Source organism: Kistimonas ophiarachnellae, assembly GCF_057552235.1.
The window spans coordinates 45382-72359 of the sequence record NZ_BAAJPA010000006.1 but is presented as its reverse complement, the minus strand read 5'-3'; the positions used below and the strand labels follow the sequence as shown (position 1 = coordinate 72359).

21 protein-coding genes, 1 tRNA gene and 1 pseudogene are annotated in these 26978 nt (G+C 46.8%); 8 read left to right on the top strand and 15 right to left on the bottom strand.

Features of this window, described 5'->3' with window-relative positions; genetic code table 11:
- Positions 1-52 precede the first annotated feature (52 nt).
- The gene (locus AC27K1_RS08955; protein WP_487149945.1) at positions 53-1225 is read left to right on the top strand and encodes a CD0519/CD1768 family membrane protein; all 1173 of its coding nucleotides are present in this window, start codon (positions 53-55) and stop codon (positions 1223-1225) included.
- Positions 1226-1271: 46 nt separating this feature from the next.
- Here AC27K1_RS08955 and AC27K1_RS08950 read toward each other — a convergent pair whose 3' ends face one another.
- The gene (locus tag AC27K1_RS08950) at positions 1272-1691 is read right to left on the bottom strand and encodes a CBS domain-containing protein (RefSeq protein ID WP_487149944.1); all 420 of its coding nucleotides are present in this window, start codon (positions 1689-1691) and stop codon (positions 1272-1274) included.
- Positions 1692-1889: 198 nt separating this feature from the next.
- Positions 1890-2600 carry a 7-cyano-7-deazaguanine/7-aminomethyl-7-deazaguanine transporter gene (locus AC27K1_RS08945; RefSeq protein WP_487149942.1) on the bottom strand — a complete coding sequence of 237 codons (711 nt, stop codon included), beginning with the start codon at positions 2598-2600 and terminating at the stop codon, positions 1890-1892.
- 215 nt (positions 2601-2815) lie between these two features.
- Between AC27K1_RS08945 and AC27K1_RS08940 the strand changes: the two genes are divergently transcribed.
- The 4 genes from AC27K1_RS08940 to gdhA all read left to right on the top strand — a co-directional run bounded on the left by AC27K1_RS08940 (position 2816) and on the right by gdhA (position 7564).
- The gene (locus AC27K1_RS08940; protein WP_487149941.1) at positions 2816-4198 is read left to right on the top strand and encodes a hypothetical protein; all 1383 of its coding nucleotides are present in this window, start codon (positions 2816-2818) and stop codon (positions 4196-4198) included.
- Positions 4199-4210: 12 nt separating this feature from the next.
- Positions 4211-4906: a Sir2 family NAD+-dependent deacetylase gene (cobB, locus tag AC27K1_RS08935; RefSeq protein WP_487149939.1), complete on the top strand. Its 696-nt coding sequence runs from the start codon at positions 4211-4213 to the stop codon at positions 4904-4906.
- A gap of 277 nt (positions 4907-5183) precedes the next feature.
- Positions 5184-6101, top strand: coding sequence for a ribose-phosphate diphosphokinase (locus AC27K1_RS08930; RefSeq protein ID WP_487149937.1), 918 nt, complete (start codon positions 5184-5186; stop codon positions 6099-6101).
- 101 nt (positions 6102-6202) lie between these two features.
- On the top strand, positions 6203-7564 hold the full coding sequence (gdhA, locus tag AC27K1_RS08925; RefSeq protein WP_487149935.1) for an NADP-specific glutamate dehydrogenase: 1362 nt from the start codon (positions 6203-6205) through the stop codon (positions 7562-7564).
- Between the two features lie 183 nt (positions 7565-7747).
- On the opposite strand, the gene AC27K1_RS08920 is transcribed toward gdhA, so the two are convergent.
- The 4 genes and pseudogenes from AC27K1_RS08920 to AC27K1_RS08905 form a co-directional block, all read right to left on the bottom strand.
- Positions 7748-10774, bottom strand: a complete 3027-nt coding sequence (locus tag AC27K1_RS08920; protein WP_487149934.1) for an ankyrin repeat domain-containing protein — start codon at positions 10772-10774, stop codon at positions 7748-7750.
- 373 nt (positions 10775-11147) lie between these two features.
- Positions 11148-11805 (bottom strand): annotated as a pseudogene (locus AC27K1_RS08915) (integrase core domain-containing protein).
- A gap of 283 nt (positions 11806-12088) precedes the next feature.
- Complete coding sequence (locus tag AC27K1_RS08910; protein WP_487149932.1) at positions 12089-13267, bottom strand: vWA domain-containing protein; 1179 nt, start codon at positions 13265-13267, stop codon at positions 12089-12091.
- Between the two features lie 5 nt (positions 13268-13272).
- Positions 13273-14118 (bottom strand): AAA family ATPase, encoded by an 846-nt coding sequence (locus tag AC27K1_RS08905; protein WP_487149930.1) that lies wholly within the window; start codon positions 14116-14118, stop codon positions 13273-13275.
- 205 nt (positions 14119-14323) lie between these two features.
- Here AC27K1_RS08905 and AC27K1_RS08900 point away from each other — a divergent pair, with 205 nt between their 5' ends.
- Positions 14324-14605 carry a hypothetical protein gene (locus AC27K1_RS08900; RefSeq protein WP_487149928.1) on the top strand — a complete coding sequence of 94 codons (282 nt, stop codon included), beginning with the start codon at positions 14324-14326 and terminating at the stop codon, positions 14603-14605.
- Complete coding sequence (gene cysK, locus AC27K1_RS08895) at positions 14589-15560, top strand: cysteine synthase A (RefSeq protein WP_487149926.1); 972 nt, start codon at positions 14589-14591, stop codon at positions 15558-15560. Before AC27K1_RS08900 ends, cysK begins: the two co-directional genes overlap by 17 nt.
- A gap of 99 nt (positions 15561-15659) precedes the next feature.
- Here the strand turns inward: cysK and AC27K1_RS08890 are convergent, their stop codons facing one another.
- From AC27K1_RS08890 to AC27K1_RS08850, 9 genes are all read right to left on the bottom strand, one after another.
- Positions 15660-16433: a class II glutamine amidotransferase gene (locus AC27K1_RS08890; protein WP_487149925.1), complete on the bottom strand. Its 774-nt coding sequence runs from the start codon at positions 16431-16433 to the stop codon at positions 15660-15662.
- 95 nt (positions 16434-16528) lie between these two features.
- On the bottom strand, positions 16529-16918 hold the full coding sequence (locus tag AC27K1_RS08885; RefSeq protein ID WP_487149923.1) for a hypothetical protein: 390 nt from the start codon (positions 16916-16918) through the stop codon (positions 16529-16531).
- Positions 16919-17026: 108 nt separating this feature from the next.
- Positions 17027-17899 (bottom strand): DMT family transporter, encoded by an 873-nt coding sequence (locus AC27K1_RS08880; protein ID WP_487149921.1) that lies wholly within the window; start codon positions 17897-17899, stop codon positions 17027-17029.
- A gap of 134 nt (positions 17900-18033) precedes the next feature.
- On the bottom strand, positions 18034-23892 hold the full coding sequence (locus tag AC27K1_RS08875) for a hypothetical protein (RefSeq protein WP_487149919.1): 5859 nt from the start codon (positions 23890-23892) through the stop codon (positions 18034-18036).
- A gap of 373 nt (positions 23893-24265) precedes the next feature.
- Entirely contained in the window at positions 24266-24601 is a 336-nt protein-coding gene (locus tag AC27K1_RS08870) for a TusE/DsrC/DsvC family sulfur relay protein (RefSeq protein ID WP_487149918.1), read from the bottom strand.
- An 8-nt stretch (positions 24602-24609) separates the two neighbouring features.
- On the bottom strand, positions 24610-24915 hold the full coding sequence (tusB, locus tag AC27K1_RS08865; RefSeq protein WP_487149916.1) for a sulfurtransferase complex subunit TusB: 306 nt from the start codon (positions 24913-24915) through the stop codon (positions 24610-24612).
- A 25-nt stretch (positions 24916-24940) separates the two neighbouring features.
- Positions 24941-25297: a sulfurtransferase complex subunit TusC gene (gene tusC, locus AC27K1_RS08860; RefSeq protein ID WP_487149914.1), complete on the bottom strand. Its 357-nt coding sequence runs from the start codon at positions 25295-25297 to the stop codon at positions 24941-24943.
- Position 25298: 1 nt separating this feature from the next.
- Positions 25299-25691 carry a sulfurtransferase complex subunit TusD gene (tusD, locus tag AC27K1_RS08855; protein ID WP_487149913.1) on the bottom strand — a complete coding sequence of 131 codons (393 nt, stop codon included), beginning with the start codon at positions 25689-25691 and terminating at the stop codon, positions 25299-25301.
- Between the two features lie 155 nt (positions 25692-25846).
- Positions 25847-26512 carry a Bax inhibitor-1/YccA family protein gene (locus AC27K1_RS08850; protein WP_487149912.1) on the bottom strand — a complete coding sequence of 222 codons (666 nt, stop codon included), beginning with the start codon at positions 26510-26512 and terminating at the stop codon, positions 25847-25849.
- A 143-nt stretch (positions 26513-26655) separates the two neighbouring features.
- On the opposite strand from AC27K1_RS08850, the gene AC27K1_RS08845 reads away from it, so the two are divergent.
- Positions 26656-26746 (top strand) — tRNA-Ser (locus tag AC27K1_RS08845).
- The last annotated feature ends 232 nt before the right edge of the window (positions 26747-26978 follow it).

The window sequence follows — 26978 nt, the reverse complement described above, 5'->3', positions numbered from 1 at the left end:
CCACGATCATGACAACATCCATTCCAAGCTGATAACCCGCAGGACGTTCCTCTTGATTAAAACCGGTACGCCATCGTTACGTATTTCCCGTCGTCAACTTGAACCTGTCATCCTGCTGCTGGTGCTCGGAGGCCTGTTCGGTTACCTCGGGCAGACCATGGGGGTGACGAACATGTTCAACACCCTGATGAAGACCGCTCACGAGCTGCTGTTGAACACCGTGCTTTATCTCATGGGTGTGACGGTATTAAGCGGTGCGCTTGGCCGGTTGCTGCTGGAGTTTGGTGTCGTCGGCCTGCTTGAAAAGCTGCTGGCTCCCCTGATGCGTCCGTTGTTCAACCTGCCTGGCCGTGCGTCACTGGCAGCGCTGATGACCTTTTTCTCCGATAACCCGGCGATCGTCAGCCTGGCCAAGGATGAGCGCTACAGCAAAGGTTTTACCGAGCGGGAGCTGATTTCCCTCAGTAACTTTGGTACCGCCTTTGGTATGGGGCTGGTGGTGATCACCTTTATGGCCACCCTGCAGGATGGTCCTGCAGGTCAGGTCGGCGGATTCTTCATGCCAGCCATGATCGGTCTGGCCGGCGCAATGATTGGCGGGATGGTGTCTACGCGCCTGATGCAGTGGTTTATTCGTGATGATGTCAGTGATGACCGTTCAGCCATTGAATCAGGCCTGCCGGATGAGGACGCGGACGCCGGTCCCCTGCAGCCGGTCTGGCTGCGTTGCCTGGATTCGCTGCTGGATGGCGGTAAGTCCGGTGTTGAGCTGGGTTTGGCGATCATCCCGGGTGTACTGATCATCAGTACGTTTGTCATGATGCTGACTTTTGGTCATCCGGAAGGTGGTTATACCGGCAGTGCGTTTGAAGGTGTGGCGCTGTTGCCTGAGCTGGCAGGCCACGTTTCCGGACTGTTTTATCTGCTGTTCGGCTTCCAAAGTCCGGAGCTGGTTGCGTTTCCGGTGACCTCGCTGGGTGCGGTGGGTGCAGCTATCTCCATGGTGCCGGCATTCCTGCAACAGGGCATTGTGACGGGCAGTGATATTGCTGTCTTCACCGCCATGGGCATGTGCTGGAGTGGTTTCCTAAGTACTCACACCGCGATGCTGGATACACTCGGTAAGCGGATGCTGACATCCAAGGCGATACTGGCCCATGCGGTTGGAGGTATTTGCGCGGGAATCGCGGCACGTTACCTCTTCCTTCTGATTACCGCCCTCTAATGAAAAAAGGCAGCGTAAGCTGCCTTTTCTTTTGCCTATTTCATTGTCAGTGTCGTGTGCAGGCTGCGGTGCCTGCGGCGAGCGCTTTAAGAATATCCTTGCGCCGGATCATGCCGCTGATGCGACCGTTGTCCACGACGGCAAAGGTGGTGGTATCAGGCTTTTGTTTCAGGGTATTTGCCAGGGTAAGAATATCGGTTTCCGGTGAGACGTTGATCTCAGGGGAGGTCATGATATCCGTAGCCTGAAGATTCAGGTCACAGTGGTAGCTGGCCAGCATCGCCTGTTCCAGTACGGATTGCTCCATGATCACGCCCAGTAGCTGGCCGGTGGCATTGCTGACAGGCAGTACGGCAGAATCATTCTGCATGAAGGCATCCAGCACCTGTGACAGCGTGGCGTCCGGTGATACAGGCTTAATGCTGGTCTGCATATAATCCTTCACTTTGATGGCAGGAATCATCATGTCTCTCCTTGTTGAATCGTAAAGCGAAACCCGGTTTGTGGATCAAGTCAGATCCTTATCGAGCGGGTTTAACGTCAGTATGGAGAGCGCATTCTGATAATCCCAATCAATGCTATTAATAATCGGGATAGTTTTATTTGATTGGGAGAAGTGTGCCCCATGGACAGGTTTCATCAACCTGTCCATGCTGCGGATTGATCAGATGTTGTTGAGTGAAGGGGCTTTCTGGGCGGCGGGTGTCATGGTGATATAGCGCTGCAGAGTCGACAGAATGACACCATAGAGTGGGAGCATCAGTACCCCTGAAATCAGCATTTTGAAGCCAAAATCCACCCAGGCGATTTCGACCCAGTGCGTGGCCATGAAAGCATCGGTGCTGTGGTAAAACGCCACGGCAAAGAAAACGACAGTATCCAGTGCGTTACCGATAAACGACGATGCTGTTGGCGCTACCCACCAGGCTTTAAGCCGACGCAAACGATTGAAAACCGTGACATCCAGCAGCTGACCCGCCATATAGGCAGAGAAACTGGCAAAGGCAATCCGCGCCACAAACAGGTTGAACTCGCTCAGTGTGCCCAAACCCTGGAAAGTGCCTTCATGGAACATCACCGAGATTGCATACGACACCAGCAGTGCAGGCAGCATGACCCGGGCAATAATACGTCTTGCCAGCGTGGCGCCATAGACGCGGACGGTCAGATCCGTGGCGACATAAACCAGCGGGAACGTGAACGCGCCCCAGGTGACATGAAAGCCAAACAGGGTGAAGGGCAGCTGAACCAGGTAATTACTGGCCGAGATCACCAGTATGTGCAGGACGACCAGGATCCACAGGGTATGTTCAGGCGCAGCTGCCAGGATCCCTGTTGTTTTGCCTGGTGAACGAACGTTGTTTTCCATCGGCATTGACGAGATTTGCGTAAAACCGGGCATCCTAATGGAACCGCGGGATGGAAACAATCAGGGGCGCGGTGATTACGCATTACACGGCCATTCTCCGTCAGTTTTCATAGGGAATGATGATGTGCGGTGAGCGTTGATTCAGGGTTCTGCCTGGATGTTGCGGTAACGGGTATGGAAGCGGATACTTGCAGAGGTCGTTAATACACGGAAACAGTCTCATGAACTGTCCTGGACTCTCACCTGCCTTACTGGCGGCAGCCATCTTGCTATCAGGTGGTGTTGTAGTTGCGGAACCCATCAAACTGGATCCCGGTGGTGATGCAACACAAACCCAACTGATTCTCTATACCGACCAGGGCGTTGTTGAGCAAAAAATGCCTGTACGGCTGCCAGCAGGGCAGAGTCAGCTCTCCTTACGACCTGATTACCCTTCCTGGCAAATGGACAGTTTGCAACTATGGACTGAGAGTAAAAAAGGCGACCACTATGCCGACAGTATCAGCTGGCTCCAGCCGCCGGATAACCGCGACCAGCTGATTGCCGCTATGCTGGGCAGTGAGGTTGAAGTCTATCGCAATGGCGTAGAGGCGCCCAGCAAAGGGCGACTGGTCTACTGGCGCAATGGCACCGGTATCCTGCAGTGGGCGTCAGGACGGCAGGAGGTCTTTTCGGCAGATCGTGATGTGATGATCCGCAGCCTTGACCGGGGGCCGCTGGGTAACCCGCGCCTTTCACCACCGCTTGTCGCCGGCTTCGGTCTTGAAAGACCGGCAGAGGCTGTTTCCCTTTCGTATATCAACCAGAACCTGGGGTATCAGACCTGGTACCAGTTGATTACGAACCGCGAGGGTGAGGGCATGACACTCATTCATGACGCCCAGCTGGCCAATAATTCAGACAGCAACTACCGGCAGGCATCCATTCAGCTGGCATCGGGTGATACTGGCATCGTGCCAAAGGTGATGATGGCCAGAAGTTATGCGGCGGGTATGCCGGAAATGGACAACCCGTCACGGCGCCGGGGAGATCTCTATTTCACCCGTGTACCGGGGCAACATGACCTGCCCCCCCGCAGTCGGCAGAAAATCCGTCTGTCGCTGATGGATAACCTCAGTGGCGGGCATTATTACCAGTACCGTTTTTATGGTCAGTCTCAACCGGGGAATCGTCCGGTTCAGGGGCATCCGACCCAGATGATCCGCTTTACTGCGCCGACTGACCTGCCAGCAGGCCGGGTGCGTGTGTTTGAGGAAGACAGTGACGGGCGGTTGTTCATGACCGGTGAAAGTGTCCTCGAACAATCTGCCGCCGGATCACGTGTGCTCCTGGGACAGGGTGAAGCTTACACCATAGAAATTGAACGTAGCCGACTGGATGTGCGGCAACAGGTCAATCAGCTGATCGTTTCCTGGCAGCTGGTTATCCGGAACCGGAAGAAAGAGATGGTGCAACTCCGCATTATGGATGAGGACAGGGATCTGCTGCGGGTTGACCAGCTGAAAGGCGTTGAACTGGCGGAAGATGGCGCGCTAACCGTCAGCCTGTCTGCAGAGAGTGAGAAAAAGATTTATTTCTCAACGGTCTATCAACGGAAACAGTAGCCAGGGGAAGCTATGGCGGGATATCGGTCAGTGGTCGTGTTGACGGGAGCCGGCATTTCGGCGGAGTCAGGCCTGCACACCTTCCGCGCCAGTGATGGCCTGTGGGAAGACCACCGGATTGAAGACGTGGCGACCCCGGAAGGGTTTGTCCGCAATCCCGCCCTGGTGCAGGACTTTTATAATCAGCGTCGGCGGCAACTGGCCAACGTGGAACCGAATGCTGCGCACCGGGCGCTTGCAGCGTTTGAGCAACGCTTTGACGGCCAGTTTCTGCTGGTTACCCAGAATGTGGATGATCTTCATGAACGGGCCGGCTCAAGCAACCTGTTGCATATGCATGGTGAGTTGCGCCGTTCCCGCTGTGTGGTAACCGGCGAGGTGGAGCTGCAGGAAGGGGATATTCTTCCCGAGTCACGTTGCCGTTGCTGTGATGTTGCGGGCAATTTGCGTCCTCATATCGTCTGGTTCAATGAAATGCCGCTGTATATGGATACGATTTATGAGGCCCTGGCAGAGTGTGACTTGTTTGTTGCCATCGGCACGTCCGGAAATGTTTATCCGGCAGCGGGTTTTGTGCTGGAAGCAAAGCAGCACGGTGCCAGAACGCTATTGCTAAACCTGGAACCTGCTGACAATGCTGCAATGTATGACCAACAGATCATTGGTTCAGCGACACAAACAGTGACGGAATTACTGGCACAGTTATAGCGGCTGCTCTGCAGGCAGCCATGTCTGTAAATTGATAGGGCGAGTTTGTTATTAATAAGTTTCTGCTGGAAATGCACGGTTGCCGGTGATGTTGGATATATCCAATCCAAAGCGATGTTTAATCTATTTTTAAAGAGTGATGGCGCAAAGTGAATCGACATAAAAATTTCTGTGTTGATTTGAATCTATTTACAGCTAACCAGTTCTTTCTACACTACATCCTTTCATAGCCTCCCGGATACGTAAGCAGATTTGCTGAAACAGGTGTATCGACGTGATGAGCAAGCCACTGCTGGTTTTGATGGATGACAATCGTTCACTGTATGAGAGTGTACAGGCCAGTCTTGACTATGATGGCTGTGAGCTGGAGTGGCGATCCTTTCCGGATGGGGAAACCTGGTTGAATGTGCTGAGTGACTGCCACGGACGTGATGTGGTGATCCAGTGTACGTTGAACAATCCTGACAGCAAATTACTGCGACTCTTTTTCCTGGTGGAAAATCTGCGTGAAATGGGCGCCCGAAGAATTGGCCTGGTCGCCCCTTACCTGTCGTATATGCGACAGGATGACCGTTTTTCTCCGGGTGAGGGCGTGACCTCCCGCTATGTTGCCAGGATGCTTTCATCCTGTTTCGACTGGATGCTAACCGTCGACCCGCACCTGCACCGTTATCATTCGCTTGATCAACTCTATAGCCTGGAAACGGTAGTCTTGAATGCCTGCCACGCCATATCACCCTGGCTAATGAAAAAAGTACCCAATCCCGTACTGATCGGGCCGGATGAGGAGAGCGAACAGTGGGTCAAAGCCGTTGCCGAGATCTGTGGCGCACCTTACCTGGTACTGGCCAAGGAGCGTTACGGGGATAGAGATGTCAATGTTGGCCTGGTTGACACGGCAGGTGAACAAGCCAGCGAGCTGGCCCGCTACCGTGAACATACCCCGGTGATTATTGACGATATTGTCTCGACCGGTTCTACCGTGCTGCAGGCTGCCCGCCTGCTGCAGGAAAACGACTGCAAACCGGCTGTCTGCGTTGTGATTCATCCCCTGTTTGCCGGTCGTGCCATGCAGGCCCTGCAGGAAGGGTATGTGGATGAAGTGATCAGCTGTAATACCATCCGTCACGAAAGTAACCAGATTGATCTGACAGATTTACTGGTTTCAGCGATCAGGGATATGGCCATCCGCTGAGTACAACGGATGACAGAATCATAACCATTTATTACCGAATACCAGACGGTTGACTGCTATTCTTGCCCTGAACCTATCCCATTGCTTGAAAGAGAGATTTCATGGATATTGCGCGTATGAGCACCGAAGAAGTGCTGGAAGGCTTTATGGCGGGTTTTGCCCGTCGTAATCCGGGTGAAGAGGATTTCTACCAGGCAGTGCATGAACTGGCCACGGATGTTCTCCCTTTCATGAAAGCGAATCCACGGTATCAGCGTATGGATCTGCTGGAGCGCCTGACAGAGCCGGATCGTATCATTACCTTCCGGGTCAACTGGGTGGATGATGAGCATAATGTGCGTACCAACCGGGGTTACCGGGTACAGCATTGCAATAGTATCGGGCCTTATAAAGGTGGCATCCGATTCCATAAGGATGTCACGCTGGACACCCTGAAGTTCCTGGCTTTCGAACAGACTTTCAAGAACAGCCTGACAGGCCTGCCCATGGGCGGGGCAAAAGGTGGATCAGATTTTAATCCCAAGGGTAAGTCCGACCTGGAAGTGATGAATTTCTGCCAGGCATTTATGACGCATCTCTACCGATATATTGGACCTCATACCGATATTCCGGCCGGTGATATCGGCGTTGGCAGTCGTGAAGTGAGCTACCTGTTTGGGCAGTTCAAACGAATGACTAATGAGCTGACACCCGTGATGACCGGCAAGGACCTGGCAGTAGGTGGCTCATTGATTCGTACCGAGGCGACGGGTTATGGCGCAGTCTATATGGCTGAAAACATGCTGGATGTGAAAGGTGAACGGTTGGATGGTAAAACCGCGATCGTTTCAGGCTCTGGAAATGTGGCAGTTTTTGCGGCAGAGAAATTGTTGCAGAAAGGGGCGAAGGTGCTGACCTTGTCGGATTCATCAGGTTACATTCTGGACAGGCAGGGCATCACGCAGGAAAAGCTGGAATGGATCAAGGCATTGAAATTTGAACGTCGTGGGCGCATTGAGGAATATGCGGCGGAATTCCGTGATGTGGAATATCATGCGGACAGACGTCCCTGGGAAGTCACTGCTGAACTGGCCTTCCCCTGCGCAACACAGAACGAAATTGATGAATCAGATGCCCGGGAACTGGTCAGCAATGGCTGCAGGCTGGTGGCCGAAGGCGCCAATATGCCGACCCGTGAGGCTGGCGTGAAAGTCTTCCACCAGGGGGGTGTCATGTTCGGGCCTGCCAAGGCGGCGAATGCCGGCGGTGTTGCGGTATCCGGCCTGGAAATGTCCCAGAACAGCATGCGCCTGAGTTGGTCCCGTGAAGAAGTCGACAGTCGTCTGCAGACTATCATGAAGGATATCCATGCCCGGATGCTCCAGTATGGCCGTGACGGTGACACAATTAACTACCAACGTGGCGCGAATATCGCGGGCTTTGCCAAAGTGGCGGATGCGATGATTGCACTGGGTGTCATTTGATCCAATGTTTAGGTGAGATCTATTTAAAGAATAGATCTCACCTGCATTTGATGATTAAGTTGTCCGAAAAGGAAGATAGAGCATTGAGAATACTATTTGACTGAGTCTAACGTGATTGTGACAACTCCTATGGGGAAGGATTAGCTCAGGAGTAGTTAAACATGGAGGCATGCCTTTAACGTGTTACGTGGGTAGGTAGTAGTCCCACATTTGTCTTACACTGTACAAGGCTTGAAGATGATTAAATCGATCAACTGATATAGGGCAGTCTGTCTCGATAGCCGTGAGTATTGAAAAATACTTGCGACCGATTAGATCTAGTCTTTTTACTTCTTCAGCACAGTCTTTATCAAGAACCGGTAGCACAACATCGGAGCGGAATACTTCTCTAATACGATTAAGGCATTGTATCTTTAATCTTGGTGGCTGCTTACTTGACTGTATATTTTCAATGATTTTGTCCTTGGCTGAACTTAACCTGTCACCACTAAAGAAAAATGATAACAAACAACAAAATCTATCAATTAATGGTTGTTGATTGTCACCTAATATTTCACATACTCTGTCTACATCATCTCTTGCCCTGTCTCCGTTGTATAGTTCTATTAGTTTGTTTTTTATCTCTATAATGAGGTTCTCATTATCTTCGAATAGTTGGTACGAGCCAGTGTCACCTGTTTGAATTAATAGCCAGGCAATTTTTGCATAATCTTCCTTGACAGGATCTCTACCTAAATGGCCAAGAGCAAAATGAATGAAAGTATATAGTGGTGATTGTTTTTCCTTGTTAAATGTGGGGGTGATGATATGGTGGCTAAGTAAATAGGCTACTATCATGAGATGTTCATTATTAGCATCTGGGGTGGTAAATAACGATGCATCTTTCAGGTGAAGTAAGCTGTTTCCTGTTTGTTCATCTATTTCATTGATATTGGCGCCATGTTGAATAAGTAATTTCACCATTCTAAAATCAATGTATTCTGTAGCCGTTCGTAGTGGTGTTAGACTGCGGTCATGGTCGCTATATTTTTTGTTTATATCTATGGCTCCAATTTTTATTAGCTCATTAACAATATGCTCAATCTGTGAATTTCTTCCGGAGCCTATTCTTAAGATGTGTCTATATCTTATCAAGTGTCCAGTCAAGCTTTTTTGTGGATATTTTACATAGTTTGTATTTGCACCGTTCTCTATAAGTAACTTAAAAAGCTCCAGGTTTTCCGGTAGGTAAGTATCACCTATTCGTTTTAGTAGCGTAATTAATGCTGGTCCAAAATAGTGGGTTTTGGATTTCTCTTTGTTAATGAATGCGCTTCTTGCATTTTCAGGTATTTCATTTATTACTTGCTTAATGGTTTCAAATCTGCATGTTGAAACAAGGTGGTGGATGATCGGTATTGGTTTAAAAGGGTATTCGGGTTGATTAACAGTTGTTGCTGTGAAGTCTACGTCTTTAAGTAGTGCATTACTTGTAAGAAGTGTTAGGTATTCATTGTCTTGGTGCTCCAGGAATAAATAAAGTGCTTCGCCCGTCACTTCACAGCCTGATCTTATTAAAATTTCTATCATTGCTCTGATGTTTTCAGTCGGGGGGTTAGCTACTATAATTTTATCGCGTTTTCTTCTGCAGTATCGTAAAGCTAGAGTTTCGAAAGGAGATGTTAATGGTGGGGGAAACTTATTTATTTTCGTCCCTGCTTTGATAAGCAAATCAACACCTTCTATATTACAACCCATTATCGCCGTATCGATGGGTCTTGTTCCATATGGTTTGAGTTGATTAACACCATCGGGGTTTGCACCAAGTTTCAGTAATAATTCTGTACATTCTTTTCCCTCTAATGCCGCATAGCAAAGTGCTGAATTATGTGAGGCATCAGGTTGATCAACCGTTGCTCCATGGTTGGTCAGGAAATGTATTATTTCAGGTTTGTTGTATGCAGCTGCAAAATGTAAAGGTGTTCCTTCTCTTATATGGGCCATGCTACATGTTTCATTAATGTCATAAATACTTGAGAATCTTAACCAGGTGCGAACATGCTGTGGTAATAAGTTAATGGCATGTTCACTGATATACAGATGAATGGTGTCGAAAAAATTTTGAGAGTATGAAGGCGTATCTGCGGGAGATGATAGGCCTGTTAACAAATGTCTTATGATGTTTATAGAGCCATATTTTGCTGCTAAATGTAATGCTTTAAATTGTTGGGTTTTATAATGGCTGGATTTTCTTTTTAATTGTGAGGCTACATGATTTCCCTGTGTGTCAAAACCATTTTCTAAATAGAGTTTTAACATGGCAATGTTATCGCTTCGTATAGCAGCTGCCCATGGTAGGTATTCTAGAATGTCGAACTCAAGGGGTTGATTATTTATGATTTCAGGTATGAATTGGGCGTTGTATTCCAACAATAGTTTAACAGTGTCAACATGACCTGAAAGTGTGCCAATGTAAAGGGCCGTTTGTCCAATTTTATTTTGTTTTTCTATATCTATTCCGCTATTTAATAATTTTTTTGTAATGTCAATGTGACCTCCCATTGCGGCAAAATGTAGTGCTGTTTGTCCTAGTGCATCTTGTTCATTTATATTGGCTTGTTTGTAATATTGAGATTTATCATCTTCATTTGAAGCACGGACTATATGTTGTTCATCATGATTGCCTTCTATGCATTCATAAAATTCATCCTCATCCTCATCGTCATCTGAAAAACTGGCCATGTGCTGTTCATCATGATTATCTTCTATGCAGTTATAAAATTCATCTCCATCTGAATCGACAATGATAGACAATAACTCCATTACTCTTTCTGTATTACCTTGCCACGCTTGCATACATAGTTCGGTATACTGCTCGCTGCATGCTTCTTTGTCTAACTCTGTTATGAAGCGATCGATGTGGAATTGCCGAATTGTGGGCGAAATTCGCGCCAATTCTAACATTTTTTCTGGGTTGATATCATCAAGAAAGTTTAATTGATTTATCAATATAGCTTTATGTTGTTCTAATAAATTGTAAGATTCGATATTGATACCTGACGGCGACCTTTGTGCTAAATGGGTAGATTTGAACGGTAATTTAGGATTAAGTTTGCCAGCGAGCCATGTTTTTCTCTTTGATTGGGCTGCTACGTTTTTTGTGTCAGATGTTGCGGTGTCTTTTCCATGTCTGCTAGTTTGTGCGGTATATCCGATAGTTGACATTGCCATATTAGATGACCTCCGTGTGTTCAGTATTCTTCCACTTGTTATCTAGCTAAAGACGATAACAATAGTTGTTAGGGGGTAAATGCTTGACCGTAAATAATCTACTATTTGTGCAAAGTGTAATATCCACCAAGGTACTTCCCTTGATTGTGTATGCTGTGACCTGATTGCTATCAGGAAGTTCCAGTTGAACAAAATTATTCAGTCTGTTTCTGACGCTGAAAGAGCCAACCTAAATGAACAGTACAGGAACCATCCACATCACCACGTCAGAATAAGAGCTCATGCCATTCTGTGCTGCTTTGTAGGTTTTGTCAGCCGCCTTTACAAAGTTGACAGGAATACTGTCTATACATGGGCTGTAAACATTCCTTTTTTAGTGGCACCCTAAATTAGGGTGTTCCGGCTGCTCGGATTTGGCCAGATATTCCCATGACGTCAAATCACTCAGGGAGCTGTGTGGACGTTTATTGTTGTAATCCCGGATCCAGTTTTCACTTGGCTCCCGGACTTCGTTCAGTGTCTTGAACACGTACATATTGAGAATTTCGTCCCGGTAAGTCCGGTTAAAGCGTTCAACGTACGAGTTTTGTGTCGGAGTGCCTGGCTTGATGAACTCGAGTTGGATCTGATGCTGCTCCGCCCACTCAGCCAGTGTCGTTGAGATGAACTCCGGACCGTTATCCATACGTAGCTTCTTCGGATAGCCGCGCCAGACAACAACCCGATCAAGTACGCGGATCATCCGCTGAGCAGGTAAATTCAGATGGATCTCAATGGCCTGGGCTTCACGGTTGAAGTCGTCCACATTATTGAAGGTTCTGAAACATTTGCTTAAGTCGACGGTGTTCCTCTTCGAGCTCTTTCAGGCGCTTCACGTCGGAGGCTTCCATACCACCGTATTTGTCCTTACAGTTGTAGTAGGAGGCATCTGAAATCCCGTACTCGCGGCAGACTTCCTTAACCAGTCTGCCGCCCTCTACTTCCTTGAGGATCTTTACGATCTGGGTTTCTGCAAAGCGTGATTTTTGCATTTCGTTCTTCGTTTAAGTCGGTGCCAGTCTGAGAACTCTAATGCGGAATGCCCCTGGTTTAGGGGATGATTACAAATTGGGTTGAAGGTCTGAGGAGCTATACCTGTCAGCGATACTGTGTGAGGTTTTCTTGGTTATTTTGGCCTGAATAGGTGTCAATTCTGCTTTTACCTGAAGTGACAACAGTCAGTGCTGATGAAGATCATCGAGGCGATAGTGCAGGCTGATAGTAAAATCTGGAAATACGTCAGTATGCAGCAATCCAGGTAGTGGTAGAGGATCGCTATCGAGCCAGGTAGCGCATGCCATCTTCAATCCCCTTAACCGTTAAAGGATACATCTCGTTATTCACCAGCTCACGGATGATAGTGGTTGACGTCGTATATTCCCAGGAATGCTCAGGGTAGGGATTCAGCCAGGCGATTTTCCGGAATTTCTCGATGAAGCGAAGCATCCAGGCCGAACCGGCCTCCTCGTTCCAGTGTTCAATACTGCCGCCGGGATGGGTGACCTCATAAGGCGCCATGGCCGCATCGCCGACAAAAATCACCTTATAATCACTGCCGTATTTATGCAGGATATCCAGGGTCTGGATACGTTCTGAATCCCTCCGGTAGTTATCCTTCCAGACGGATTCATAAATAAAATTATGGAAATAAAAGAATTCCAGATGTTTGAATTCCGTTCTGATGGCGGAAAACAGCTCTTCGCACACTTTGACGTGGGCATCCATGGTACCGCCGATATCCATGAACAGCAGGACTTTCACGTTATTGTGGCGTTCAGGCACCATCTTGATGTCCAGCATGCCGCCGGACTGCGCAGTTGAACGAATAGTGTCGTCCAGATCCAACTCTTCAGCCGCACCTTCACGGGCAAATTTGCGCAGGCGTCGAAGAGCCATCTTGATATTGCGGGTGCCCAGCTCGACGCTGTCGTCCAGGTTACGGTATTCCCGTTTGTCCCAGACCTTGGCTGCCCGCTGGTTGCGTCCACTCTCCTGGCCAATCCGGATGCCTTCCGGATTATAGCCGTAAGCGCCAAACGGTGAGGTGCCTCCCGTGCCTATCCAGCGGTTGCCACCCTGGTGGCGATCTTTCTGTTCTTCCAGGCGTTTGCGGAATTCCTCCAGCAGTTTTTCGAGGCTGCCAAGGCTGTTGATGTTGGCCTTTTCTTCGTCGGTCAGGTATTTCTCGAACGCCTTGCGCAGCCAGTCTTCCGGGATCAAAGCATCCAGCAGGTTATCCAGGTCTTCCAGTCCCTGGAAATAGGCAGTAAAGGCCCGGTCGAACTTGTCAAAGTGACGTTCATCTTTCACCAGCACCGCGCGGCTGAGGTGATAGAAATCATCCATATTGGCGAACGCAAGATGGGACTTCAGCGCCGCAACAAGATCAAGGTATTCCCGGATGCTGACAGGCACCCGAAAGGTGCGCAGGGTATCGAAAAACGTCAGAAGCATGGTTTTTATCGTCCTGCTCTGCGCGCCATGAACGCCAGTTTTTCCAGCAGCTGTACGTCCTGCTCATTCTTGACCAGTGCACCGCACAGGGGAGGGATGGCCTTGCTGGGATCCCGTTGCTGCAGCAGGTCTGCCGGAACATCGTCGGCCAGTAACAGCTTCAACCAGTCAATCAGTTCGGAGGTCGAGGGTTTTTTCTTCAGTCCCGGTACTTTGCGGACATCAAAGAAGACTTCCAGCGCCTCTTTTACCAGATCCTGGCTGATCTCGGGAAAGTGAACATCCACGATCGCTTTCATGGTGTCCTGGTCCGGGAAGCTGATGTAATGGAAGAAACAGCGACGCAGAAACGCATCCGGCAATTCTTTCTCATTGTTGCTGGTGATAATAACGATCGGACGTTGTTTGGCCTTGATCAGCTGCCGGGTTTCGTAGACATAGAATTCCATGCGGTCGATCTCCTGCAGGAGGTCGTTCGGGAACTCGATGTCAGCCTTGTCGATTTCATCAATCAACAGCACAACCTGCTCATCAGCCGCAAACGCTTCCCAGAGCTTGCCTTTGACGATGTAGTTGTTGATATCGTGAACCTTGTCATCTCCCAGCTGTGAGTCTCGCAGGCGGGATACGGCGTCATAGTCGTACAACCCCTGCTGGGCGCGGGTCGTGGATTTAATGTTCCACTGGATCAGTGGTTTACCCAGGGACTGGGCCACCTGTTCCGCCAGCATGGTCTTGCCCGTACCCGGTTCACCTTTCACCAGCAGTGGTCGCTGCAGGGTAACGGCGGCGTTGACAGCCATGCGCAATTCGTCGGTAGCGATATACTGGTCTGTGCTCTTGAATGTCATCTGCTTTCCGTCGTTTCGGCCTTCCGGGCCTTGCGTTGTACGCTTGTTATTGGTTGGTCTGGCGCTACTTTAAACAAGCGTTTTAATCTTGGCAATTGGCGGAAGGAATCTGTAAGCGTTCTTCGCTGGTTTCAGGATAGGCTCTGTTGCAGGTGTTGGTCGTGGGTTTGTGGGCTGATTAGGCCGGGGGAGGCCAGGTGGGTCCGTGTCCGTTTTTCGCCGCATCGACATGGCTTTCCTGCCATGCGATGCTACCGCGGCATCCCTGCCGCTGCTGCAAACGGACACGGACCCACCTGGCCACTCACAGCGAGTCGCGCTGCCTGGTGAAGGGTTGGATGTGTTTACATATGCATTTCAGTTATTTGTAAATTATCTTTTCATCGTTCAAATGCATACGGTGTTTCCCTATAGTGGTGCATCGCTTCAGTGGTTTTTGTTATCAACGCCTAGCAGAAAGGATCTCGTTAATGACCCGGATTTATGATGATAACTCCCTCTCAATCGGTCATACGCCGCTGGTAAAACTGAACCGGATCGGCAAGGGCTATGAGATTTACGCCAAGATTGAATCCCGTAACCCTGCCGGCAGTGTCAAATGCCGGATCGGCGCCAGCATGATCTGGGATGCGGAACAATCAGGCCGTCTGAAGCCTGGCATGGAACTGGTAGAACCAACCAGCGGCAATACCGGCATTGCCTTGGCCTTTGTAGCATCTGCCCGTGGTATCCCGCTGACATTGACCATGCCATCTTCCATGAGCCTGGAGCGTCGCAAGATTCTCAAGGCGCTGGGGGCAAAACTGGTGTTAACTGAGCCTGCCAAAGGCATGAACGGCGCCATCGCCAAGGCGAAAGAGATTGCAGAGAGTGATCCTGAACATTTCCTGCTGCTCCAGCAGTTTGAAAACCCGGCCAATCCAGGGATTCATGAACAGACCACCGGGCCTGAAATTTGGGAAGATACTGAAGGCGATATTGATATTCTGGTCGCAGGCGTGGGAACCGGCGGTACCATCACCGGGGTTTCCCGTTATATCAAACAGGAAAAAGGCAAGGCGATCACCAGTATTGCGGTAGAGCCTGTGGCATCCCCGGTTATCAGTCAGACGCTGGCCGGGGATGAAGTAAAACCCGCACCGCACAAGATCCAAGGTATTGGTGCCGGTTTTGTGCCGAAGAATCTGGATCTTTCGCTTGTCGATAGTGTCGAGCAGGTCACCAATGAAGAAGCCATGGAGACTGCACTGCGCCTGATGAAGGAAGAAGGCATTCTGTGCGGCATCTCCTGTGGTGCAGCACTTGCCGTGGCCTTGCGTGTTGCAGCCCGTCAGGAAAATGAAGGCAAGAAAATCGTAGTCATCCTGCCGGATTCTGGTGAGCGTTATCTGTCATCCCCGTTGTTTGAGGGGATGTTTACTGAACTTGAAAATGTACAGTAAATCATTAACAAGCCGCCTCTAAAGGCGGCTTGTTTTCAATATTTTCTTTTCTGCAAAGGCTACAAGCTCATTGCTGATAGGTATAAACGGGTTTTATATCTACAGCATGATTTGTGTTTCACCATTCTTAAACACAATCATGTCGCCAGAATGCATGGCATGCCACGCTTCGTTATGTGTCAGTGGTTCTGTGGCAATCACAGAAACAATGTCGTCAGGCGTGGTTTCCTGCCTGAAATCCACGGTGACATCAGTATCTTTTAATTCTGCGGTTGTAAACGGGGAGCGACGGGTGATCCAGCAGAGCTTGGTGCTACAGTAGCAGGCCAGTGCCCGTGAATCACTTAGCAGCATGTTGTAGACCCCAAGTTCACGTAATTCATCACAGCACTGGCGAATGAAACGCCACAGTGTGGTCTGGCGTTTGGGCGGTTCGGGGAAGCGTTCGCGAATCTGACCCATTAACCAGCAGAAGGCATGTTCGCTGTCTGTGGTACCTACTGGCAGATAATGCAGGAGAGGTTTCTTGCGCACGTCCGGTAACTGGCCATTATGGGCAAAGGTCCAGTTTCTTCCCCAGAGTTCGCGCATAAATGGGTGAGTATTTTCAAGGCAGACGCGGCCAGCGTTTGCCTGGCGGATGTGGCTGATGACGATTTGGCTTTTAATGGGATAATTTTGCACAAGGCGGGCAATTTCTGAATCACAGCTGGGATTGGGGTCCCTGAACTCACGAACACCCTTTCCCTCGTAAAATGCAATACCCCAACCGTCGCGGTGGGGGCCGGTGCGACCGCCACGTTGCATCAGGCCGGTGAAGCTGAAACAGATATCGGTTGGCACATTGGCGCTCATGCCAAGCAGTTCACACATGATGGTTTATCCGTACTTCATATCTATTGTGCTGCTTGATAACGGCAAAACGGCAGCACGTTACATCTGATCTGATCGTAACATCAAGCCTATGCTTATAGCGCAGGTTCCTTGCGAGGCCTGTTGGTGCTTTTCGGTTGCCCGGTATCGCTATCGTTTTTCGGTGTTTTGATAAACAAGCCACCCAGTGCAGCCAGTAACGTAGCAACCAGCAGGGCGACAAAGATGACTGGCGTTGTACGCAGCATGGCTTCCGGCCCATGGGAAAGTCCATCGAAAAGACAGACCAGCAGGGCAGGGCCCATAAAACTCATACCTGGGTTCGATATCGCTGGTGTCAGTATCGCAAATGCGGCAATCAGGCGGAGAAAACGGCGGGGAAAGCCTTGCCCGAAGGGGCGGGTCATGCGCCACCAGACAGCCAGGCAACCCAGGGCGCCAACCAGGTAGACGGCCCAGGCGATAATGTATTGGTGAGTAGTCATTCCTTGTCGCGTATCCTGCAAAATCGCTAAGTTTACTGGTGCTATCCCGTTGTTGGAAGCCGCCAGGGTGATTTGAGCTATTCAGTGACACACTACTGTGACAATAGCCTAGCTATTACCGGATGTTTGGTTTTTGCCCAGAAGGACGGTCAACAATCCACCAACGATAACCAGGCTCATACCGGCAAGGCTCAGCAAGCCGGGTTTGTCTCCCCAGATCAGCCACCCAAGCAAGCCGGCCAAAACCACGCTGAAATACGTCAGGGGCGAGACCAGGCTGGCGGGTGCATAGCTATATGCCTTGGTATAGAAGAACATCAGCAGGTAAATGGAAAAACCGACAAAAAACATCAAAGGCCAGTCACCGGGGGCAATGGGTTGCCAGCTATGGGCAGCCAGCGGAACGCTGATCAGAAAAGAAATGAAAAAATAATAAAAGAGGATTCTCTGTGTGGGTTCTGTTTGGGAAAGCCTGCGCGTGCCAACCATCGAAATGGCGAGTGTCAGTCCGGATAACGCACCGACAAGGTGCCATGAGCCAATGGCCTCGTTACCCGGCTGTAAGACCAGAATAACACCGATAAAACCGATGCCCATCGGGAGCCACCGGTTACGTGGCACCATGATTCGGCTCCAGCAGAGTACAACCAGCGGTACCCAAAGCGGCGCTGCATTCCGCAGCAGGACAGCATCCACCAACGGCGTATGGGCCAGCGCCAGGTAATAGGTATAGAAACAGGCCCAGCCTGCCAGCCCACGGATCAGATGCTGACCTATACGTTGTGTCTTGAGCCCTTCCAGACCGTGTTTCAGTAGCCATGGTGTGCAAATCAGGCAGCTGAGCAGGTATTGGAAGCAGACAATCTGGGCAACAGAAACGGAGCCGGCAAGATGTTTGGTGGCAGCGCCTGCGAGGCTGCCAACCACCGCTGTGGCGAGACCAAAAAGTACCCCCAGGGTTGGATTTTGCTGATGTGACATGGTTTTACTTCTTATCAAGAGCGCTGTCGGTAATTCTGACAATTTTTTATAGACAGGCAAAGTAGAAATTATATTGTTATGGATGAATTTGCAGTTTTAATAGAGATTTATTAAAGACGTTTATGCCATCTATATTACAAGTCAGTACTTTCGGGTGGCTTCAGTTGTACTGACAAATATTTACCTTTTAACGCCTTCTCTTTAGCAGGTAACTCTTCTTTGTAGCGAAAAATTCTGAGCGTTAAATTTTCATCAAACATTTTTAAATCTTGTAAAGATAATGCTGGGGTCAGGCTACTAAATAAATGGCCATGCTTAAAGTCAATATCTTTTTCAATCGAATCACATTTTTCAAGTGAGGATATAAATGATTTTACAGATCGATGGAGAGTCTGTTGATAAGAAAGTTCTTGCATATTAGGTATTCCTTTTTTACATTTTTGTTCTCTTTCTTTAATAGATTTCATTATAGATTGACAGGTGTCTTTTAGTTCTTTATGGGTTGGACGGTTCTCTTCGCTATCAAAAAACGGTTTCCTCCTGCTAAAACAAGTAAGATAGGATGCTAGTGCATTACAAGCTATAGATAAGTCAGGGATTTTCTGTGTAAAAATGTGCATAGTGTTTAGAAAAAATCGAGGCTGTCTTCGAAGTGATATTTCAGAGATTGGAGTGTCTTCTTCTATGAGCTTATTTATGATTTTTAAATGATCTTTTAGGTGTATTATTACTGAATCGTATTCGGTTTCCTGAATGATTTGTAATGGCATGTTTAATAGATTTTTGAGCCATTCTGCTGTGCTGCTGAAAGTTTTTACATTGTAATAGCATTCTCTAAGTGGCATGTTGTGGTTTAATAGTATATCACTTTGATCTGTAAAAAATTTTTTGATGGTGTCGTGTATATTAAGTGATGCTTTTCCTAAGCGATCGATCATGCCTATTATATTCGTTATGTGTTTGCAGGACTCCTTTTTAACTTTCGTATACTGAAATGTTTGGCAAAGATGTTCGTGTAGAAAGGTGTAGTTTCTATGAAAATCCTGTGTGTATTGAGAGAGTTTTAATAAATCATCTTGCAAGATTCTTGATGGTGATGGATGAGTGGGCTGTTGTTTTTTAATATTGGTTATAGCGCTAATCACTTTTTCAAAAATATCAAGGTTGCTTAGTGACTTGAACATCATATCTAAAATATCGGAAACTGAAAAATACTGAATATTTATAGTCATGTCTTCAATGTCAGTTGGAAATGTTTTCAAAATGGTTAAATGGGCAGTTTGAAGGTCTTGTTGAACTTGTTGAACTTGTTGAGCTTTTTCTAACTTTTCTAAATATGGTTTGTGTTCAAGGTATAAATTATGAGTGTCTTCTATTTCTTTGTAGGCAGCAACAGTTTGCGCCTTGAGGCTATCAGGGCAAGAAGAACTCTTTGTGAATGATTTATATGTATTTAGGGTATCTTTAAATTTTTGGGTTAATTCGAGCAATGCTTTAGCACTTTCTAACGCATTTACATGTCGCTCTACAGCCTGATGTAGTTTTTTCATATACCTTATGCATTGCTCAAACTGGTGATTAAGAAAACCTGGTGGTAGTGGGTTAGGATGCCCTTCTAATGATTTTGCTCCATCAGGGTGTCTCGTCAGTACACTGAGTAATATGTTTGATACTGACAGTGATGCTTGATCATGCCCGGCGATGCATAGGCAGCGTGCTCTATGCTGAAGAAACTCTACATTTTCATTAATAAAACCATACTGCTGGTTTGCAAGTTGAAAAAGTTCATTGTGATATTCCCTGAAGGTGTCCTCTACGAGGCGGCAGTTTTCAACGCTACTGCCTGCTTCAATGCGGTCTGGCTCTAGTAGAGTCCGAGATAGTGTTTTCCATACAGATAACACTCTAGAACGATTTGGCAGTGGTATATGAGTACTCTTATAAAATTCTAAGAATTGTTTAGAAAAATGTTTTCTAAATATCTTATAGTAAAATAATTCCGTGAATAACGCCTGCCTATATGCAGTTATTGCAGCATGGAGACGCTCTGTGACTTGCCCGAGATGTGCGCTGTAGTGAGCAGAAATCTGGTCACCGATGCCTTGAAGCACTTCGCTATGGCTAACAAGCATAGATGCCACTTCTATTGATGGATTGCGATAATCTTGTTTCAATAAATCTGCGGGATTTATTTTGCAGTATGTGTCATGCAGTAACGTTATTGTTTTTTCTATGGCTAGCTTTTCTAGTATTTCATGAATGGATTGAGCGGATAATTCTTCAGTTATAAGACTTTCTGAAAAATCAAATGCTCTTTTTAATTCTGATTGCTGATTTTTTAAGGCTGAAAGGCAATTTGTAATTTGTGTTATGTGTGGATCAGGTTTGAATTTATTAAGACTCTGCATCCAAAAATCTAAGCTGGATTGGTCAGTTTCCAATGTTAACAATTCTTCCGAAAAAGCTAAGTCCTTTTTCTTGGTAATAAATTTTTTCATTGCGTTACCGAGTGCAAGTTTTGTTTCAGCCCGTATGAGCATAACTTCGCATATTTCTTCTCGGTCTGCCATGAACTGTGTGCCATGCTTGGTTTGGTCCCATTTTAGTTTTACATAAAGCTCTTGCGTATTTTTAAGTAATGAAATTTCAATTTTTGGATCTTTTGTTTTTTGGTTTAGTTGCCAGGTGATGATTTGTGAGGTATATAAGACGCATCCATTTTTGTATAAAATTTCACAGGTTTTGTTTAGAATGTCTGTTAGTTTTTCAGTGCCGATTTTTTCTGCTATTTTTTCAAGTATTGCAATGGTTTTGTCGCAGCAAGGGGTTATGTGCTGATTATGCAGGCATACCTTGCAATAGTTTTCATGGCCAGCGATATAGGACAAATGTTGCTGGTAAAGTGCGAGATGCCAATCAGAGTGTTGTAATGCTGTATTTGTCAATGTTTTCATGATTTGGTGTAATAAATCAGCCAGAAATATGATTAATTCAATGTCATTTTCAATTTTTTCGTTAATGATTGAAATATAGTTTTCTAAACTTTTTTGTAAAATGCTTGCTGGTTTAATATCGGTTTTTTCCAGTTTGCAAGCTTCTTTTGTTAGATCGGATAAGGCTGTACAAGTACGTTTTAATTCATCTTCAGTAAACTGTTTTTTGATATCAGATAAATGATGTGTGATTTGTGGATATTGGCTTTGAAGTTGTTCCATTTGACTGTATATAAGCCATAAACGTGAACAAGTTCGATTTCTTTCAACTCTTGTTTCCAGTCTGTGTAATTGGTTTTGGCATGATTCAGTCATGTCATATTCTGGAGATACGTGAATTTTGTATGCGTAGCATAATAAATGAGCAATTTTCCCAATTCTCTCAGTGAATCTTCCTCTTTTTATTTTTACGCTTCGCTTAAAAGCTTCTTCAATTTGGTGGATTTCGTCAGGAGCTCGGTGGATATCTGAAAGTGTTTTATCAATATTGATCACAGTGGATTGCGTTGGCTTGATTGTTTTTAGCTCTTCTTCTTTATTTTTTAAATCAGCTTCTATTTGCTGTATATCATCATCTAAAGTAGGAGTAGGTTTTTCTGTATCAGTCTTTTTCCTGGTTTCTGGTTTTTCTATGGGGGCCGTTGACGGTTGAACTAATTTTTCTATCTGTGAAGTTAAGGTTTCTAGCTTGGTATGTGTTTCTTTAATATTCTCTACTCTTATTTCATGCTCAGGGTGATGGACTGAACCCCCGCTTATATCATCCTCTAGCTGAGGAATATTAAGGAGTATTAAGCGCGATTTTTCTAGCAGTCTTTGTAGCCTATCGTTCCATTTCTTTGGTTTTTTTGTTGATAAACCTTTCTCACATGCAGCAAATAACTCTTCAATATATAGTACGACGTTTTGTAATGTTGTCAGTAAAGCTATTTTTTTATGTGGTGTTAGGGTGCTCCAGTTGTCATGACAAGACTGTACGTTATTAGAGGCTTCATCAATCAGCTCTAATAATATTTGGGGCTCTTTTCTTTTTTGTATCTTTTTTTTCGGTTTTACTGCAGCGGTAGGTGCTACCTTTTGTTCACTCGTTTTAGTAGTGATATCTTTTTTGTCCAGCAGCTCAACCTGCTGGACAGACTCAGATTTTGACTCCGGTACCATTGTCATCATTGCTGACTTTTGGCCAGTGTCAGATGTTGTCCCTGCTTCAGCCAGTAACTGGGATTCAGTTCTATCTTTGCCTGGTATGCTTTTTGTCTCAGGTGCTTTTTGCAGTGTTGTTTGTTTTACTTGAGTCTTGGTATCACTACGTTTTCCTGGTTTACGCTTTTTCTGCCTCTCTTTTTTTAACTTATGCTTCGATATTGCGGGTTCTTGCGTTTTTTGTTTTTTGTCACTTCCTTTTCCTGGCATGTCGAACGAGAGATCACTATCCGAAATTTGACTTGTCTCAGAAGGTGCTGGTGAAATGCTCGGACTAAGCTTGCTGACTGCCGATAGAGAAGGTATTTCAGGTGTATCTCCGAGTTTACTTGATACAGCGACTTCCACGGTTGCTTTAGGCTCTGTTGCCTTTAAAGGTTGTTCATCCTCTGAAACCAGTGAAACCGGGGAAAAGAACCCTGAAATCTCAGGGGGTTCTGCAACTTCAACCTCTAAGGGCGACATAGCCGTTGCTTTAACTGTTAATGGAGTTAGGTCTTCCGGTTTTACGGATACTGCTTCACTCAATGTGGGTTTTACAGGCTGGTGGATGGTCGTTTCTACAGTCCCTTGTTCAGGAAAAGGGGGTGTTTCATGAATGACTTCTTGTTCAATAATCGTTTTTTCTTCATGAGCCTCAATTAAGGTGCTTCTTTCCTCTGAATCGTATATGGGTTCTGTTTTCGGGAAAGCTTCCTGTGTCTGAGTGGGTTCATGTTCTTGACCGGCTTTCGATTCAAGTAATCTCTGAGCTACTTTATGTTCAGCTATCGCGGTCGTATGTTTAAACCCTACCGATTGTTCATAGTTAAAGCTGCGGGATGTTTCTTCTATTGATAAAATAGTTTCATCTGGTCTTGCTCCTGATTGTAATACTTTCATGGTCCAAGCTATCAAGTTTATAGTGCGCTCTTCCAATTTTATGTTGGGATCTATTTCTATAAGATTATGGAAAACCTTAATGCGTTCGATGAATTTACTTTTGACTTTTTCTCCAGGGTAGCGATAGATTACAGTGAGGCAATGATTCATAAGGATCTCATGTAACGCTCTTACAGGCATGCAGGTTGTATAATCTCCTATTTTGATCACTTGACTGTGACAGGGTTTAAGGCTTTTTGATGCATAGTTAAAATCTATACGAATAATATGGTTTGCTATTTCAAGTGGTGAGGTGGTTTGAGGAGCTCTTAGCCATGGGGCTGCCATGCAGAAGCTCAGTGATCTTGATTTTAAAGGTCTTTTTAATGTAACTATCTCTTTTCTTTCGACAGTTCTTTGATAAATTTCATGCTCTTCAATATTCACCGAGACAGAAGGAATGGCTGCTATTGCTACATCATATTCTCCCATTACATAGCGGACACAATCTGCAAGTTCAGTTATGAATTCTTCAGTACGATCGTCTTCGAAAGATGAGTAAAAACGATCCAGTAGGTCTATGTCTGTTTCACCGGGGATAGGGGTGCAACTTGCTGCACTATATTTGAGTTTAAGAGTATATTCGTTGAAAGCTGCTTTTAAAGGGTTTGTAAGATAATGATATAAAGCATATCTTCCATCAAGAATTGGGCGTTTCTCTGAATCTAACCTGTAAATAAACTCGCATGCAGCATATATGATATAATCATAGAGTATTTCCTTAGTTAGCTGGCTCAATTCATAACCTGATTCATCAAGCCTCTTAATATTCTTTTTAAAGCTCTCTGGTATTTTTGAATCGTCTTTTGGTTTGCTGTAATAATCCTCTTCCAATCTTTGGTAATGGTATGGCTGAACTGTCAATCTAGGTAACATGGTTGCTGTTCTTAGTGAAAAAATATATTACATTGTCTTGGTTTTTTTTAAATAATCATATAACGGAATGGTTATCTTTAGTGTCTGTCAATAGAATTATTTGGCAGTGTTTTGGTTTTTATCTGGACGGTATGAAATTTTTTAGTTCGCTTGAAATTGTCTTGTATGTTTTATGTTGGAGGTCTTTGGTTTGACATATCGCTTTAATCGTCTTGTTTCCATTAAGGCTCAGCCCCTGGAATGGGGCATGTGGTTGGTATGCCTAATAATGCCACTGGTGTAAATATCTTCTCTTCGGCAGAGAAAGCTATGTTCATTGATACATTTGTCTGTGCTTTTTATGATCAATAGAAATGCTTCTCCACCGAATAATTTAGAAACAGTTTGATGGGCGGGGTAGTCCTGCAATCCGTGCTGCCAGTTTGGCAGGGCTTTCCGGAAACAGTTTCATCAGGTAAATACTTCGCCCCTTTTCAGCGCCCAGTGTATTCGAAATGTGTTTAACAAAAGGGCGTTGACTGGGTGACAGGTCATAGGTTTGGTAGAAATCCCGGATAGCATTCAGGACCTCCCAATGCGCAGGGGTCAGGCTGATGCCAGTCGCCCGAGCCAGGGCTTCTGCAACCTCTGGATTCCAGTCATCGAGGTTTTTCAGATAACCCTCTTTATCTAATGGGATAACGTGTTCGTTGACGTTTAGGGTGTTCATCAGTTCCATCAGGTCCAGCTCAGCGTTTTCTCATGGGTTTCGGTCAATTCGACAAAACCGTCATAGTCTACCAGTGTGACCCATTCAGGCAGGTGATTGTTCAGGCCCCGCGCCTGTACGTCTGGTAACAGTGCGGTTATGACGTGGTGGTCGTGCAGAGCCTTGATGTTACTGAACGACTGACTGTTTTCGATGAGTGAAAATACACCGTCTTCTATAAACAACAGCGTATCGCCAGGTGTGAGTGCAGAGTGTGCAAGATCCAGCGCAGGACTGCTCTGTGAGGGCTTGTTAATTGTGTGCAGGGTTTTCATCGTTGCTATCGGTTGGCAATTCACATTAAAAATTAAAGACGCGATCCTGTTGAGCAAGCCAAGATCCAATCGCTTTGCGCGCCAAGAGTTGAACGGGGATTATCAGGTCGCTTTCCTTCAGACCGCGGTCAAGCATATCTTCCTGGCATAACAGTACGTTTTCGATTCCGTACATCTCTAACGCCTGAAACATGGCCCCCGGGTTTTTCTGTGGTAAAGCTTCCGGCTTTTGTCCTTTAATCAGCTGATAAATCCCGTCTCCGAGAAAGAGAAGACTGGTGTCCTGATCATAAGAGGCTGAGACGAGTGCTGTGTCCAAGGCGTCTTTAGCAGCCGTTGAGCCGTATGGGGGGCGTGTACTGATAATGCAGATCTTGGACATATCAGGCTCCAAACGTTATCAGACGGTCGCAGTGAATAGCGCCATCAACCAGCTGACCCAAACCAGATACTGTGAACGCAGGTGACATATTGGCGTGTGGTTTGTCATAGCGCCCACTTTCTCCCTCATCCAACACACCACGTCGCAGAGCGGCGGAAATACAAACAACCATATCTATATCATGTTTTTTTGCCAGTGCTTCCCATTCAGTGTAAAGGTGAGATTCATCCTGGGGTGGCACAGCAAGCGTGGACGCGGTGTGCACAGCATCCTGGTAAAAAAAGACCCGGTAGATGTTATGACCACGCTGTATGGCAGCGCGCGCAAAATTCAGTGCAGTCTGACAGGCCTGGCTGGAGTACGGAGCACCATAGATGGCTAGTGTGTATTGCATTCCCTGTATCCAGAATCGTGACTAAAGTCGTGGCGAAGTGTGTATCTTTCTCCACGCATTAAAGCGGGACGGATTCTAACATAGTGCGTAAAGTTTCAGTTACCCACAAAAAAGCCCTGCTCAAGCAGGGCTTTTTCATTGACGGTTCAGGTCAATCAATCATCACTGGCGCCCAGCAGGTGAAGCAGGGCAGTGAACAGGTTGTAGATGTTCAGGTACAGAGACACGGTCGCACGGATGTAGTTGGTCTCTCCATCATGGATGATCCGGCTGGTATCGAACAGGATCAGTCCGGACATCAGCAGTACGATACCGGCAGACAGTGCCAGTTGCGCAGCAGGTGCGTGGAAGAACATCAGGGCAATACCGGCGATGATGGCGACAATCAGGCCAACCATCAGGAAACCGCCCATGAAGGAAAAGTCCTTGCGAGTAGTGAGGACATAGCCGGACAGTGCAAAGAAGACCAGCGCAGTACCTGCCAGGGCCTGGAAGATCAGTGAGGGGCCGTTAGCCAGTGACAGGTAGTGGTTCAGCATGGGGCCAAGCGCTGCGCCCAGAACGCCTGTGAAGGCAAAAACCGCCACCAGGCCTTTGGCTGAGTCAGCGGTCTTCTGAACAACAAAGATCAGACCGAAGCCCACCAGGCTGAGAACCAGGGCCGTCATACGGCTGATTTCCAGCGCCATGGCGATACCGGCAGTCATGGCACTGAATAGAAGGGTGGCGCCCAGAAGCATGTAGGTGTTCCTTAGAACACTGTTCATGCTCGTACTGACACCCACCTCCCGCTGTGCGTAATTAGTAGGATGCTCGTTCATGATAAAACTCCCTGAGTTATCACTATTGCTTATGTTCTATTGATAAGGATACCGCCGAACAGGACGAATTCAAGAGACAGGCCGTTGACTCTAAAGAATTTTTCAGTATTATTGCCGTCGTCCTGAGCACACAGGGCTCTGCCGGAGGGATGGCTGAGCGGTTGAAAGCACCGGTCTTGAAAACCGGCGAGGGTTAATAGCCCTCCCAGGGTTCGAATCCCTGTCCCTCCGCCAAACGATCAAAGGCTCGAAACTTCTACGGTTTCGGGCCTTTTTGCTTTTCGGCCCTGCTTTCAGTAAGTTACGACAGCCCTTCGCCCCGTCCGGTTCACCGTATTTCTAACAGAATAGCTGATTTTCGGGCTTTTCTGCTCTCTGTTCTCTGCAAAGTCCCTGTTTTGAGTTTCGACTAGGGAGTTTGGTTTCCCTCGAAATATCAATTGGTTATAAGCTCGCGCCAACGCCT